Source organism: Pseudomonas guariconensis (genome assembly GCF_015680235.1).
GTDB lineage: Bacteria > Pseudomonadota > Gammaproteobacteria > Pseudomonadales > Pseudomonadaceae > Aquipseudomonas > Aquipseudomonas guariconensis_A.
Genome location: NZ_JADLJL010000029.1, coordinates 47112 through 62392, shown reverse-complemented (window position 1 = coordinate 62392; position 15281 = coordinate 47112). Strand labels below are relative to the sequence as shown.

The 15281-nt window shown below is 67.0% G+C and carries 9 protein-coding genes; all 9 read left to right on the top strand.

Translation table 11 applies throughout. The annotated features are described in order from the left end of the window. The first annotated feature begins 576 nt into the window (after positions 1-576). A complete protein-coding gene (gene mnxG, locus IRZ56_RS18045; protein WP_196146181.1) occupies positions 577-6417 on the top strand; it encodes a manganese-oxidizing multicopper oxidase MnxG in 5841 nt (1946 codons plus the stop codon). Positions 6418-6434: 17 nt separating this feature from the next. Next, a complete protein-coding gene (locus tag IRZ56_RS18040; protein ID WP_196146180.1) occupies positions 6435-8411 on the top strand; it encodes a cytochrome D1 domain-containing protein in 1977 nt (658 codons plus the stop codon). Continuing rightward, positions 8408-9076, top strand: a complete 669-nt coding sequence (locus tag IRZ56_RS18035; RefSeq protein WP_196146179.1) for an SCO family protein — start codon at positions 8408-8410, stop codon at positions 9074-9076. The genes IRZ56_RS18040 and IRZ56_RS18035 overlap by 4 nt, the downstream gene beginning before the upstream one ends. Then, complete coding sequence (locus IRZ56_RS18030; RefSeq protein WP_196146178.1) at positions 9073-9738, top strand: SCO family protein; 666 nt, start codon at positions 9073-9075, stop codon at positions 9736-9738. The genes IRZ56_RS18035 and IRZ56_RS18030 overlap by 4 nt, the downstream gene beginning before the upstream one ends. 134 nt (positions 9739-9872) lie before the next feature. Next, on the top strand, positions 9873-11342 hold the full coding sequence (locus tag IRZ56_RS18025) for an ABC transporter substrate-binding protein (RefSeq protein ID WP_230390441.1): 1470 nt from the start codon (positions 9873-9875) through the stop codon (positions 11340-11342). A gap of 12 nt (positions 11343-11354) precedes the next feature. Then, positions 11355-11999, top strand: coding sequence for a SurA N-terminal domain-containing protein (locus IRZ56_RS18020; protein WP_196146176.1), 645 nt, complete (start codon positions 11355-11357; stop codon positions 11997-11999). Between the two features lie 231 nt (positions 12000-12230). Beyond that, positions 12231-12761: a response regulator gene (locus IRZ56_RS18015; protein ID WP_196146175.1), complete on the top strand. Its 531-nt coding sequence runs from the start codon at positions 12231-12233 to the stop codon at positions 12759-12761. Positions 12762-12829: 68 nt separating this feature from the next. Continuing rightward, on the top strand, positions 12830-14518 hold the full coding sequence (locus tag IRZ56_RS18010; RefSeq protein WP_196146174.1) for a GspE/PulE family protein: 1689 nt from the start codon (positions 12830-12832) through the stop codon (positions 14516-14518). Further along, positions 14499-15281, top strand: coding sequence for a hypothetical protein (locus tag IRZ56_RS18005; protein ID WP_196146173.1), 783 nt, complete (start codon positions 14499-14501; stop codon positions 15279-15281). Before IRZ56_RS18010 ends, IRZ56_RS18005 begins: the two co-directional genes overlap by 20 nt.

Genomic DNA, 15281 nt, shown 5'->3' with positions numbered 1-15281 from the left:
CCAGGCATCCATGCCTGGCACCCACCTGCGCAAGGCTTCCACTCGGCCTCCTGACGTCGCGTTTGGCGGCGCCTGGGCTATCGCGTATCACTGTGCTGTTGTGATCCAGAATCTTGGCTGCCTTTGCCTTAATGATTGGGGCCGCTACGCGCCCCATCGCGGCACAAGGCCGCTCCTACAGGATCACGCAAACCTTGCCTCTGGCGGGTTGCCTGTGGGAGCGGGCTTGTCCCGCGATGGCTGCATGGCCCCGATGGAATGTCCCAAATATAACCGACCGGCCTTTGCCTTCTTTTGCCCAAGAGCAAAAGTAGTCGCCGTAAAGGCGAAAAGGTGAGTGAGCGCCGCCATGGCAAATGGATATTTCGCTATTTTCAATGCAGTCATCGCGCTGCGCTGTCACGCAAAGAACCAGCGATTAGCGCCAAGCCTTACCCCGTTTCGGGGAATCTGCTGGGGAATCCTCCCCAATCTGTTTTGAATGCAAACGTAACCTGTTGAAAAACCGCCAGAATATTTGTGGCATGCCGCTTGCTCCGGCCAACGCAGAGAACCTGTGTCCCCCGGAGGTGCAGCATGATGACCCCCCTCAAAGGCTCTGTCCTGTCTTCACTCGTGCTGGCCCTGCTGGGTTGGCAGACGACCAGCGAGGCGGCGGTGCAATGCCAGCGCACGCTGGTGGCCAACGTGGTAGCACTGGACCAGCCGCTGATGTTCAACCGCCTGGGCGCGCAGAACGCCAACGGCATGATCTTCGCCCTGCGCCAGGATGTGGTCGATGACAAGCTGGTGCCCCTGAACCAAGGCGGCGCCGCAGTGCCCGGCAAGGTCACCCTGCGCCCGGACAAGCGCCCGCGGCCGATCGTGCTGCGGGTGGCCGCTGGTGACTGCCTGACGGTGAACCTCACCAACCTGCTGGCCTACCAGGCCAACCCCAACAAGCACGGCATCGACCATATCGAGACCGACGTCGAAGGCGAAGAGCTCGAAGTGGAAGACCCACTGGGCGAGCCTGTTATCGCCGACCAGCAGGTTGCCGACCGCCACGTGGGCTTCCAGGTCAACGGTATGCAGGCAGTCAACAGCATCAGCGACATCGCCGCCAACACCGGGCGCAATGGCAACTTCCTGGTAGCCCCCGGCAATACCCGCAGCTACACCCTCTACGCCGAGCGCGAAGGTGCCTTCGCCGCCACCAGCAAGGGTGCCACCTTTGGGGGCGAGGGTACCGCGGGCAACGTCGCCAACGGCCTGTTCGGCCAAGTGGTGGTGGTGCCCAAAGGCGGACGCACCTACCGCAACACCCTCACAGAAGAGGAGATGCGCCTGGCCACCACCGGCCGTACCGCCACCGGCCAGCCGGTGGTCGACTACGAGGCTCGCTACCCACAGGTCCAGCCGTGGATCGCCGAAGGCAAGGCCGGCAAGCCGATCATCGCCATGGTCGATGGCAACGAGATCGTCAACAGCGAGACCGACGCCATCGTCATGGGCCCCAACCCCGACGGCAGCTTCCCACCTTCGACCTACCCCCTGGAAGCCATCGGCAAGCGCAACCCAGCGCTGCCCAACCGCCTGGACGCCTTCCGCGATTTCGCCTCGCAGTTCGCCGATGAGGTGGCCGTGACCCAGGCCTTCCCCGGCTACTGGGCCGACCCGGTCATGGGCCACGTGCTGGAGCCGGCCCGGGATTCGTTCATGATCAACTATGGGTCCGGCGGCATGGGCGCCGAGGTGGTGGCCAACCGCCTGGGCGTGGGGCCGATGCATGACTGCCTGTCCTGCGCCTACGAAGAGTTCTTCCTGAGCGCCCATACCGTGGGCGACGTCGGCACCCTGGTGGACGTGCCGGCCAACGTTGGTCTGGAGCACATCCGCCCCGGCGAGACACCGCCTGCCAGCGCGGTGGGCGTCAAGGCCAACATGGCTTTGTACCCGTCGGAGCCGTCCAACGTTCACCACAGTTACATCGGTGACTTCACCAAGTTCCGCAACACCCACAACGGCCACGAGCAGCACATCTTCCACCTGCACGGCCACCAGTGGCTGTTCAACCCCAACGATGACAACTCCGACTATATCGACGCCCAGGGTATCGGTGCTGGCGGGGGGTATACCTACGAGATCGCCAACGGCGGCTCGGGCAACCGCAACCGGGTAGCGGGCGATGCCATCTACCACTGCCACTTCTACCCCCACTTCGCCCAGGGCATGTGGGCCATGTGGCGGGTCCACGATGTGTTCGAGGCAGGTACGCGCCTGGAGGTGAGCGGGCAAACCGAGGATGGCTTCCACAGCACCCCGTTCGCACTGCGCAGCGGCAAGCCCGCAGTCGGCGCCAGGGCCTTGCCGGATGGCGAGATCGTCGCCGGCACGCCGATTCCGGCGATCGTGCCACTGCCTGGCAAGGCCATGGCACCGATGCCCGGCAAGGTCACCGTGGTGCCCAGGCTGGCCGAGACCCTGGTCGCCGAACATGACGACGATCAAGCCGAGGAGGGCGATGACGATCATCTGGACGAGGCCGTCGGGCCGCATGCCGTGGGCTCCCTGGCCTTGGTCGACCGCAGCGAGAGCAACCGCAATGCCGACGGCACCCTGAAGAACCCCGGCTACCCGTTCTGGATCGGCGGCATGGAAACCAGCGTCGGCCAGCGTCCACCGACCCCGCCACTGGATATGCTCGACCCGGCCCTGGCCCAGCAACTGAAGAACAGCGGCAAAGCCCTGTGGGCCAACCTCGACCCCAACCAGGTCGACGGCTGGGACGGTGGCCTGGGCCGCCACGTGCTCGATGGTATATCCGCCGGGGGCGAGGCGGTAACCACCACCACCAAGCTGGACTTCTCCAAGGTGGTGCACAAGGCCAAGCCGATCTACCTGCCTGAAGAGGGGACCGATGTCGAACAGGCGGCGATGCAGTTCCATGCCCAGGCCGAGCACCCAAGCTACGCGTTGATCCCGGGTGGCGATCCGGTGCCGCGCAACTTCCGCACCAATGGCGCGCTGCCGACGGCTGGCGCCCCGTACTACGAGCCGTGCATGGACGACCGTGGCAAGCGCCTGACCCAGTCTTCGGGTGTGGGCGAGTTCTTCAGCGGTGAAAGCCTGGGCGGTATCAACTTCCGGGGTGGCTCGACCTTCACCGCCGACCGCCCACGCATCTACAAAGGTGCCAACATCCAGTTCGACGCGGTGTACAACAAGGTCGGCTACCACTTCCCGCAGGCACGCATCCTGGCCCTGTGGGAGGACGCCTGGCCAGTGATCACCAAGCAGCGCCCACCGGAGCCGCTGGTGATGCGCATGAACACCTTCGACTGCACCATGTACCAGCACACCAACCTGATCCCGTCGTTCTATGAAATGGACGACTACCAGGTCCGTACCCCCACCGACGTGATCGGTCAGCACATCCACTTGCCCAAATGGGACCTGACCGCCGCCGACGGTGCCGCCAACGGCTGGAACTACGAAGACGGCATCCTCTCGCCCGGCAGCGTGGTCGAGCGGATCCAGGCCATCCGCAGCTTCAACGGCTGCACCGAGGGCGACCCGCGCGATGGCACCGCGGCCTGCCCGAAAGCCAAGCAACACCCGTACTTCGGCCGCTTCGGCCGGGCCGACTGGCTCGGTGCACGCACCGCCATGCAACGCTGGTTCGCCGACCCGCTGGTCAACGTGCACAACGTCGACCGTGGCCTGGGTACCATCTTCACCCACGACCACCTCGGCCCATCGACCCACCAGCAACTGGGCCTGTACGCCACCGTACTGGCCGAGCCTGCCGGCTCCACCTGGTACCACGCCGAAACCGGCGAGAAGCTGTACAACCCGGCCACCCGCCAGGATGGCGGCCCGACCTCGTGGCAGGCGGTGATCCAGACCGGCGACCATGACGGCGATGGCAAGAACGACAGCTATCGCGAGTTCTTCCTCGAGTACAGCGACTTCCAGCATGCCTACGAGGCCGGCGTGTACGTAGGTGCAGGCCCCGACGGCAAGCCGGACGCCCAGGCCTACCCGGCCACCGCCGACAGCTTCCGCTACGCCATCAACCCGCCTGTGCGGCAGAAGGCCTCCAACCTGCTGGAAGCCATCGTCGAATCCCGAGGCGGGCTGGCCCCGGGTTGCCCAAGCCGCCCGTGCCCACAGGCGATCTCGGTGGATGACCCAGGCATGTTCGTCGTCAACTACCGCAACGAGCCGTTGGCCCTGCGGGTGTTCGACCCGAACAAGGTCGGCCCGGACGGCAAGCGTGGCATGCAGGCCGACGGCCTTGCCGGCGACCTGGCCTATGCCCTGCAGACCCGCACCGACCGCGCCATCCCGGCGATGAACCAGGCGCCTTCGGCGATCACCTCGGCGGTCGGCCCGACCGGCGGCACCACGCTGTTCCCGCCGCACGTCAATCTGGGCACCGAGCCGGGCGACCCCTTCACCCCGATGCTGCGCACCTATTCGGGCGACAACGTGCGGCTGCGCATGCATGCCGGCGGTCATGAAGAGGAGCACAACGTCACCCTGCATGGCGTGAAGTGGCTGCAGAACGGCTCGGGCTTCGGCAATAGCTCCAACTCGGGGTGGAAATCCTCGCAGATGGTCGGCATCTCCGAGCAACTGGGGTTCATGGCGCCGGTCTCGATGATCTCCAGTTCGGCGGCCACCAACGGCGACTACCTGTATTCCCTCGATGCGGCATTGGAGGGCTACTGGAACGGTATCTGGGGCATCATGCGCAACTACACCGCCCAGCGTCCGGACCTGTTCCCGCTGCCGAACAACCCGCAGCCGGTGGCCATGCGCAACACCGTGGCGTTCGACGGCATCTGCCCGAAAACAACCGCCAACCCCACCGGCATCGGCAGCCGGCCGACGGTCAAGCGCAACTATGAAGTGGTCGCGGCGCTGGCCAACGACATCCTGGAGAACCGCAACGGCGTCAGCATCGTCGACCCGGCCGGGGTCGGCCAGCATGTCGGCGGCCCGCTCAAGGCCAATGGCGGCACCTTGGTGTTCAACAGCCGCCGCACCAGCATCCCGTTGGTCAGCGGGGTCGACCCCGAGGATGGCGAGACCTTCACCATCGGTGGCCACAGCGCGCCGTTGCACGACCCGACCGCGATCCTCTACGTGCGCAAGGCCGACCTCGACCCGACCACCGGCAAGCTCAAGCCTGGGGTTCCGGTAGAGCCGCTGGTGTTGCGCGCCAACTCAGGTGACTGCATCAGCATTACCTTGGAGAACCGCCTGCCACTGGTCATGCCGGACCTGGCCAGCACCGCGGTGATGCATGGCGTGGTCAAGCGCGACCGCAACGACAGCGAAGGTTCCACAGCCTTCAACAACAACCAGATGCGCCCATCCAGCCATGTGGGCCTGCATGCCCAACTGCTGGCCTACGACATCACCAAGTCCGATGGCACCAACGTGGGCCTGAACCCGGTGCAGACCGTACCGCCACGAGCCGGCAACAGCGGTGCCTACCCGACCAAGGTGTATCAATACTATGCCGGGCACCTGGAGCGTGAAGGCAAGCCGGTGCTGCAATTGGGGCGCACGGTGGACAACATCAACACCACCGCCATCGAGTTCGGCGGCTTGAACCTGACCCCGGCGGACCTGATCAAGCAGCCGCAGAAGGGCCTGGTGGGGGCCATGAGCATCCTGCCCCAGGGCGCGACCTGGACCGAGGACGGCGCCAGCCGCGCCCAGGCCACGGTCAAGGCCAACGGGCAGCCGGAATACCGCGACTTCGTCACGGTGTGGCAACGCGCACTGAACATGCGCTGGGCCGATGGCCGGCCGGTGGAGGGCATCAATACCGAGGGCAACGGCGCGGCCGCCGACCCGCAGGACAACGGCAACATGGCGGTCAACTACAAGACCGAACCGTTGTGGCTGCGCTTCGGCATGGCGCCCGACTCGCCGTTCGGCCGCGCCGCTGGCCTGGGCTTCGGTGACGTGCCCAACGCCCACATGGCCTACAGCAATGAACTGGTCGGCGGCGACCCGCAGACCCCGGTGCTCTGGGCCAAACCCGGCCAACCGCTGCGCAGCCATGTGCTCATGCCTGGCGGTGGCAGCCGCGGCATGATCTACCAGCTAGACGGGCACCTGTGGCCGCTGCATGCCTACCAAGCCGAGAAGAGCGATGCCAGTGGCTACCCCATGGGGCTGCCAGGGGTCGGTTCGGTGCGCTTTGGCTACAACCCGATGGCGATCTACGTGGGTTCCCAGGAAAGCGTACTGCCAGCGGCGCACTTCAGCTTCATGCTGCCCAGCGCCGGTGGGGCCAACGCCGTGCCGGGGGACTATCTGTTCCGCGACTACGGCGCCTACGGCAACCTCTCGGGGCTGTGGGGCCTCCTGCGGGTCACCAACGAAGCGCCACCGGCCACCGCCCCGGCACAATGAGAGAAGGGGGAACGCGCATGAACAAGAAAAATCGTCCCGCGTACCTGGGGGTGATGCTGGGGGTGGCGCTGATCGGACTGGGGCTTGCCTACGACAAGCTCTGGTGCGACCCCCGCGAGCTGCTGCAGGAGCCTGCCGACCCGCAGGGCCTGCACCGGCTCAGCCGCGATGGCGTGACCGTGGAGTTCGAGGCGCGGCCCCTGGATGGCGGCGTGCTGCGCGAAGGCAGCTTCGCCAACATCCGTTTCAAGGTCAGCGATCAGGCCAGTGGCCAGCCGCTCTCGGGCATGGCCCCGGGGGCCTGGCTGGACCCGGCGCAGTCGGCCCCGACCGGCGACCGCGACAGCAGCTGCAAGGCGCGGGTGGCGTTGTTCCTCAAGAGCAGCATCGGCGCGCGCCCCTTGCTCGACCTCAACAGCTACTTCCTGCTGGTATTGAACAAAGACCCCAGCCTGACGGTGATCGACCCCACGGTCTCGGTGGGCGGGGTGACCAGCACCCTGGCGCGCATCGACCTACCGGGCCGGCCCATGGACTGGGTGGCCACCAGCGACGACAAGCAGGTGTTCGTCTCCATGCCTGATCAGGGCCAGGTAGCGGTGATCGATACCGAGACCTTCACCCGTGTGGCCAACCTGGAGGCGGGCGAGCAGCCGCTGCGCGTGGCCCTGCAACCGGACCAACGCCGGTTGTGGGTAGGCAACAACAGCAGCGACCCGGCCAAGGGTGGGGTCACCGTGATCGACGTGCCCAGCCGTGGCATGCTCAAGTCGTTCATCACCGGCTCCGGGCACCACGAGATCGCCTTCAGCAACGACTCGCGCTACGCCTTCGTCAGCAACCGCGACGCAGGCACCCTGAGCATCATCGATGCCGCCGACATGCGCCTGGCCAAGACCCTGCAGGTCGGCCCACATCCGTTGTCGGTGGCCTACTCGTCGCTGTCCCAGGCGGTGTACGTGGCCGATGGCAAGGAGGGCTCGGTCCGTGTGATCGACGCCCGCAGCCACCAGTTGCGCCACACGGTCAAGGCCGAGCCCGGCCTTGGGCCCATGCAGTTCAGCGACGACGGCCGCTACGGCATCGTGCTGAACACTCTGGAGAACCAGGCCCTGGTGATCGATGCCAGCAACGACCAACTGATCCACCGTATCCCGGTGGCGGCCGAGCCGTACCAACTGACCTTCACCAAGGGCTATGCCTACGTGCGTGGCCTGGCCTCACCGAAAGTCAGCATGATCAACCTGTCGAGCCTCGGGGCCGGGCGCGAGCCGATCGTCCAGGGCTTCGAGGCTGGCCCCGCGGCGCCCCGCCAGGCCGGCGACCTGCCGTTGGCCCAAGGGCTGTCGGTGGCCCGGGACGACAACTCGGTGTTCGTGGTCAACCCTGTGGACAACACCACCTACTTCTATGCCGAAGGCATGAACGCGCCGATGTCCGGCTACAACAACCGTGGCCACCAGGCCCGTGCGGCCATCGTCATCGACCGCAGCCTACGCGAGCTGGCCCCTGGGGTGTATGGCTCGACGGTTAAGCTGCCGGCGGCGGGCAGTTTCGACGTGGCCTTTTTGCTCAACCAGCCGCAGATCATCCACTGCTTCAGCACCCGCGTGGCGGCATCGCCGGATGCGCCCAAGCGCAAGGGCGTACACGCCCAGTTCCTCGGCAACGGCCAGCCGGCCCTGCAGCACAGCGTATTCGTCGCCCGGGTCCGCATCCTCGGCGACGACGGCGAGCCGCGCCTGGGCCTGCGTGACCTGAGCCTGCGCTACTTCCTGGCGCCATCCTCGATGCCTCGCAGCCTGCCGCTCGAAGAAGTGGGCGATGGCGTGTACCAGGGTTCGCTACAACTGGCCGAGGCCGGGGCCTGGTACCTGCATGTGCAGTCGCCGACCCTCGGTCGCAAGTTCGCCGAAGAGAACTACACCAGCCTGCGTGTCCTGCCGGCCGCAGCCTCTACCGCTTCCCAAGGGAAACCCAGGAGTGTGCGATGAACGCCAAGCTTGCTTGCAACCTGATCGCCCTGAGCCTGCTGTTGGCCAGCCAACTGGCCCAGGCCCACGCCGGGCATGACCACAGCGGCCATGCCCAGCAACCGCCAGCGGCCCGCCAGGAGAAGGCCAGCGTGCGCTTTGCCGATGTCTCGCTGCTCGACCAGGACGGCATGCCGGTGCGCCTGGAAAAAGACCTGGTTGGGGATCATCTGGTGGTCATGGGGTTCATCTACACCAGCTGTACCACGGTCTGCCCAGTGGTGTCGTCGATCATGTCCAAGGTTCAGCAGCAGCTGGGCGGGCGGGTCGGTGAGGAGATCCAGCTGGTGTCGATCAGCGTCGACCCGCAGCGCGACGACTCCAAGCGCCTGCTCGGCTACGCCAAGGCGTTCCAGCATGGCCCAGGCTGGAGCTGGCTGACTGGCTCGCCCTACGCCATCACCGAGACCCTCAAGGGCCTGGGCAGCTTCAGCGCCGACTTGAGCCAACACCCGCCGCTGATTCTCGTCGGTGACGGGCGCAGCGGCCACTGGACGCGTTATTACGGCTTCACCGACCCGACCGTGCTGGTCGCCGAGATCAACCGCCTCAGCGCCCGCCGCGTACACGCCAAGAGCACCGCCATCGCCGGCGGGCCGGATCGCCAGCAGGAGGTGCAGCCATGACCACCACCAGCACCCGCCGCCTCGGCATGCGCGGCCTCGATTGGCTGACCCTGGTCGGCTGCCTGTGGATCCTCGCCTCGGTGGCCATGGCCCACGAAGACCATGCCTCGGCCGGGCCGGCCCCGCAACCGGCGCCGCAGCCGATGGTCAGTGGCGGCGGTACTCGGGACGCACAGGCCTGGTTCACCGACACCGTGCTCAAGGACCAGGACGGCCGCGAGCTGCGCTTCTACAGTGATGTGCTCAAGGACAAGGTGGTGATGCTCAACGTCATCTTCACCCACTGCAACGACGCCTGCCCGCTGATCACCCGCAAGCTGCGCGAAGTGCGCGAGGCCATGGGGCCGGAGCTGGCGAGCCAGGTAACCTTCGTCTCGGTCAGCAGCGACCCGCTCAACGACACCCCGGCCGCGCTCAAGGCCTTTGCTCGCAAACAGGGCGTGGACGGCCCGAACTGGCTGTTCCTGACCGGCGACAAGGCCAATGTCGACCTGGTGCTAGGGCGCCTGGGGCAGTTCCTGCCCAGCCCCGAGCAGCATTCCACCCAACTGATCGCCGGTGACGTGGCCGGCAAGCGCTGGAGCAAGATCCGCCCCGACGCGCCGCCTACGGCCATCGCCCAGCGCATGCAGTTGCTGGCCCAACCCCTGGCAGGCCGGTGAGCGCCATGTGCTCGCCCACGCAACTTATGCACGCCTTGTGGCAGCGGGCTTGCTCCGCGATCGGCCGTTCGCGGCGCAAGGCCGCGCCTACAGGGGGGTGGTTGGTCCTGGTGGGGTTGTTGTCCACTACGGCCATGGCCCTGGACCTGACCGAGCAGGAGCAGGCTGGCAAGCGCCTGTACCGCGAAGGCCTGTCGAGCAGCGATGCCCAGTTGTTGGCCCGGGTAGGCGCCAGCGACATGAGCGTGCCGGCCAGTGTGCTGCCTTGCGCCAGTTGCCATGGCAACGACGGCCGTGGCCGCGCCGAGGGTGGGGTGCGCCCGCCAAGCCTGGACTGGCAGCGCCTGGCCATGGGGCAGGGCGAGCGCCAGGCCAATGGCAGGCGCTACCCGGCCTATGCCGAGGCCAGCCTGGCCCGGGCCATCCAGCAGGGCGTGGACCCTGCGGGCAACCGCCTGGACCCGGCCATGCCACGTTTCGAGCTGACCCTGGCCGACCAGCGCAACCTCACGGCATACCTCAAGCGCCTGGGCGAGGAGCGCGACCCCGGTGTCGAGCCGGACGTACTGCGCCTGGGTACCCTGTTGCCGGCCAGCGGGCCGCTGGCCGAGGCGGGCAGGGTGGTGCGTGCGGTGCTGGAGGACGGCCTGGCGCAACTCAACCAGCAGGGCGGTATTCATGGGCGGCGTCTGGAACTGGTGGTGCGCGACCCTGGCGTCGACCCGCAGGGCGCCAGGCAGGCCCTGGATGGCTTGCTGGACGAGGCGCAGGTTTTCGCCCTGATCAGTCCGCTGGCCCCCATGCTCGACGATGAGTTGGCCGCGACACTCGAACAACGCGACGTGCCGCTGGTCGGCAGTACACCCCGCAGCGGCGCCAGCCCACAGATCTTCGACCCCTTGCCCGGCCTGCCCGAGCAGTTGCTGAGCCTGGCTGGGTATGCCCGGGCCGGCCTGGGCCTGCCGCCCGAGGCGTTGCAAGTGGTCTATTCCGGCCCGGGGCAGGCCGCACAGGCTGAAGCCGTGCGCCAGCGCTTGCAGGCCGCAGGCTGGGCATCGGGCCCGGTGCAGGCATTCGATGGCCAGGCGGTGCAGGGCCAGGGTATCGTCTTCCTAGGCCGCGCCCAGGCCTTTGCCGAGCTGGCCGCGGCACTGCAGGCGGCTGGTCGCGCACCCTATCTGTTCGCAGCCTCCAGCCAGGTGGCCGGCGCCTTGCCGAGCCTGCCGGCGCAGTGGTCCGAGCGCGTGTTCCTGGCTTATCCCTTTGTCCCGGCGGACTGGACTTCACAAGGGCTCGCCACCCTGGCCGGGCTGCGTGAGCGACAAGGCCTGGATGGTCGCCAGGCATCGTTGCAGGTCAGCACCCGGTGCGCCCTGGTGTTGATGACCGAGGCCCTCAAGCAGGTGGGCCGCGACGCCAGCCGCGAACAGCTGGTGCAGGCCCTGGAAGGGCTGCATGACGTCGAGACCGGCCTGACCCCGGCCCTGGGTTTCGGCCCGGGTCGGCGCCAGGGCCTGGCCGGGGCCCATGTGGTGCAAGTGGCGTTGCCCGGGCCGCAGTTCCATACCGCGGCGGCGTATCGCTCGATGCCGGATACACCCTGAACGGAGGTTGTCATGCGAATCCTGTTGCTGTGCCTGCTCCTGGGGCTGGCCCCGGTCAGCCAGGCGGACCTCGCCGCGGCGCGGGTCAATGGCGTGGAAATCAGCGTCACGCGCCTGGAACGCTACTTTGCCGAGTACCTACAGGACCAGGGGCGGGCGGTGACCAGCATCCGCAGCCCGAGCCTGTACAAGCGCCTGCGCGAACAGGCCCTGGACGAGCTGATCGACAAGGAACTGCTGTGGCAGGAAGCCCTGCGTCGTGGCATCGTGGTCAGTGACGAAACCGTGGCGGCGCGGGTCGGCGAGGTCGAACAGGCCTTCGGCAACCCCACGGTGTTCGAACGCCGCCTGGCCGATGCCGGTTTCGATAGGGCCGGGTACGCCGACTACACTCGTCACGAGATGGCCGCGCAACAGGTGTATGCCCAGCTCACGGCTATCGACGAACCCACCGAGGCACAGGTCGAGGCCTTCTATCAGGCCAACAAGGAAAGCATGCAAGGGATGCAGAACCAAAATCATGAAATCCCGGTCGAACGTGAGCAGGGCCTGGCCTGGGCCAGGGCTGCGCTCGTCGGCCAGATGCAAGCCCAGGCACGCCAATCGGTGCGCCACCGCCTGCGTGAAGGGGCGAAGGTTGAACGAGCGGATGACTAGCCTCACCGGCGCGCGGGTTTTCCCCACTCCTGGGGAATTACGCAGGGGGCCAAATGCCATCAGTTTCCCCGTATTTGGGGAGGCCCTGCAGGCACCTGTTGGCTGGTTTAGTGGAATCAATGACTTACAGTGGTGCGACATGACTATTCACGCCTGGCACGAAGGATGCTCAAGCCTGTACAAGGCTGAACTCCAGAGACCGGGCAACCGGGCAGTTCTTGGGAGTCGACCTTGGTGAACACAGTATTGGTAGTCGATGACGAGCAGACCCTTGCGCAAAACCTGCAGGCCTACCTGCAGACGCAAGGCCTGGAAGTCCATGTCGCCCACGACGGTGCCAGTGGCATCGCCCAGGCTCAAAGCCTGGCACCGGACGTGATCGTGCTGGATTACCGCTTGCCCGACATGGAGGGGTTCCAGGTCCTGGAGACCGTGCGCAAGAACAGGCAGTGCCATTTCGTGCTGATCACCGCCCACCCGACCGCCGAGGTCCGTGAGCGGGCCGCCACACTTGGCGTGACCCATGTCCTGTTCAAGCCGTTCCCGTTGTTGGAACTGGCCCGCGCGGTATCCGACCTGACCGGCACGGAGCGCCAGCCGCGGGCAGCGGAGCAACAGGCCGAGGGTTTCGTCGAACGACGCCAGAACAGGAACCAGACGTTCCCCCTGCAGATGTACGATGGCAGCTGGGTACTGGCCGACCGCCGACGTGACGGCGCCAAGCCTCCCGCACCTGAAGACGACCTGCTCACCGGGGAATAGCGGCGCCCGCAGCCACCCCGGCATCCCCGAGCCAGCCTGCGACGCGCCCCTGAGCGGAGTCGCAGGCCATGTCAGAAGCCTCTGTTGCAGCCCACCCGATCCCTGCCACGGGCTATTCCCGCGAACTGCTTGCCCAAGCCCGCCTCCAGGCCGGTGACGAACGCCTGCTGGACTGCCTGGCCCGTCTGGCCTGTGACGAGCCGGCCACGTTCGTCCGCCGCCTGGGCGCCACCTTGCGCTACCCGGTGCTCGACAGCCAGGCGCTGCTGACCAGCACCCCGCTGTTCGAGCGGGCCAGCCTGGCCCTGTGCCTGAAACGCGAATTCGTCCTGGTGCAGCACGAGGGCCAGATCATCGGCGTGTTCGCCGACCCCTTCGACCACGCCCGCCTGGCCTGGATCGATGAATGCCTGCAAGGCGCGCCGCTGTACCTGGCCCAGGCCGCCGACATCGCCACCTTCCTGGCCCGCCAGGAGGAAAGCTTCCATGCCGTCGATGCCCTGGAGCACGACGCCGAGCCTGGCAGTGAGGCCGACCCGCTGCAGCGCCTGTCCCTGGCCAGCATCAGCGAAGACCAGAGCAAGGTGGTCAAGCTGGTCAACGCCACCCTCTACGATGCCCTCAAGCAGCATGCCAGCGATATTCACCTGGGCATGACCGGCCAGGGCCTGACCATCAAGTACCGCATCGACGGTGTGCTCACCGGTGCCGGCAAGGCCAGCGGCAGCGCGTTCGCCGAGCAGGTGATCTCACGCATCAAGGTCATGGCCGAACTGGACATCGGCGAGAAACGCGTGCCGCAGGACGGCCGCTTCAAGGTCGCCGTGGGCGAGCGCCAGATCGACTTCCGCGTCTCGATCATGCCGAGCATCTTCGGCGAGGACGCGGTGCTGCGGGTGCTCGACAAGCAGGACCTGTCCGACCGGGTCAGCGGCGTGCAGCTGCAGGCCCTGGGCTTTGCCGAGCACACCCTGCTGGCGCTGCGCCGGCTGGCCGCCGAGCCCTACGGCATGATTCTGGTCACCGGCCCCACCGGCAGCGGCAAGACCACCACCCTCTACGCCATGATCAGCGAGATCAACCACGGCGTGGACAAGATCATCACCATCGAGGACCCAGTCGAGTACCAGCTGCCCGGCGTGCTGCAGATTCCGGTCAACGAGAAGAAGGGCCTGACCTTCGCCCGCGGCCTGCGCTCGATCCTGCGCCACGACCCGGACAAGATCCTGGTGGGCGAGATCCGCGATCCTGATACCGCGCAGATCGCCGTGCAGTCGGCGCTCACCGGGCACCTGGTGTTCACCACCATCCACGCCAACAACGTCTTCGATGTGATCGGCCGCTTCAGCCAGATGCAGGTCGACCCCTACAGCTTCGTCTCGGCGCTCAACGCCGTGCTGGCTCAGCGCTTGATCCGCCTGGCCTGCCCGCACTGCGCAGTCAGTGCCGAGCCGGACGACGAAACCCTGACAGCCTCCGGGCTGACCCGCGAAGGCGTCGCCGGCTGGACCTTCGTCCGCGCCCAAGGCTGCGGCCAGTGCCGCGGCAGCGGCTATCGCGGGCGCAGCGCCATTGCCGAACTGCTGCACCTGGATGACGACCTGCGGCAGATGATCGTCGAACGCCGCCCCCTGTCGCAGATCAAGGCGCTGGCCTGCCAGCGCGGCCTGCGGCTGCTGCGCGCATCTGCCCTGGACCTGGTCCGCGAGGGCCGTACCACGCTTGAGGAGATCAACCGTGTCACATTTATCGCCTGATAACTATTGCGCCGTCCTCGGCGCCGAAGGTGTCGGCCTGGGTCGCTGGCACGCCAACCAACACCAGTGGCTGGGCAGCCGCGCATTCACCGGCGAAGCCGGGCAACCGGCCTGGGCACCGGCCGTCGCCGCCCTGGCCGAACTGCTGGCCGAGCACGCGCCCCGCGGCGCCCGGCTGCAGGTGCTGCTGTCTGCCCGCTACAGCCGCTTCTGCCTGGTGCCCTGGAGCGATGCCATCGGCCACCCGCGCGAGCTCGATGCCTATGCTCGGGCCTGCTTCGAGAACCTCTACGGGCAGCCGCTGGACGACTGGCGCATCGTTCTCTCGCCTGAAGCGGCCGGCGCCGCGCGCATCGCCACGGCGCTGCCCGAGGCACTGCTGCAGGCGCTCAAGACGCTAGGCCGGGAAAACCGCCTGGTCCTGCGCTCGGTGCAGCCTTACCTGATGGCTGCCTACAACAGCTGCTCGGCGCAACTGGAGGAGGGCGACTTCCTCTTCGTCCTGGCCGAGCCGCGGCGCAGCGTGCTGCTGCTGGCTGCTGGCGGGGCCTGGCAACAGGTGTTGAGCCAGGGCTGCGCCGACAACGACCAGGCCTTGCAGGCATTGATCGAGCGCACCTGCGAGCTGTATGGCGAACACCTGCCACGGGTGTACCTGCATGCGCCTGGCCGGGGTGACGCGCCGCAGCTGGCGGCGGTACAGCTGTGCCAGCCGGCCGCCGAGAACGACCCGTTGTGCGCCATGTGGCGGGCGGTGGCCTGA

Bases quoted from the DNA above. Each gene is read 5' to 3' on its own strand.
- IRZ56_RS18030 (WP_196146178.1), top strand. From the start codon at position 9,073: ATGACCACCACCAGCACCCGCCGCCTCGGCATGCGCGGCCTCGATTGG.
- IRZ56_RS18010 (WP_196146174.1), top strand. From the start codon at position 12,830: ATGTCAGAAGCCTCTGTTGCAGCCCACCCGATCCCTGCCACGGGCTAT.
- IRZ56_RS18025 (WP_230390441.1), top strand. From the start codon at position 9,873: ATGGCCCTGGACCTGACCGAGCAGGAGCAGGCTGGCAAGCGCCTGTAC.
- IRZ56_RS18020 (WP_196146176.1), top strand. From the start codon at position 11,355: ATGCGAATCCTGTTGCTGTGCCTGCTCCTGGGGCTGGCCCCGGTCAGC.
- IRZ56_RS18035 (WP_196146179.1), top strand. From the start codon at position 8,408: ATGAACGCCAAGCTTGCTTGCAACCTGATCGCCCTGAGCCTGCTGTTG.
- mnxG (WP_196146181.1), top strand. From the start codon at position 577: ATGATGACCCCCCTCAAAGGCTCTGTCCTGTCTTCACTCGTGCTGGCC.
- IRZ56_RS18040 (WP_196146180.1), top strand. From the start codon at position 6,435: ATGAACAAGAAAAATCGTCCCGCGTACCTGGGGGTGATGCTGGGGGTG.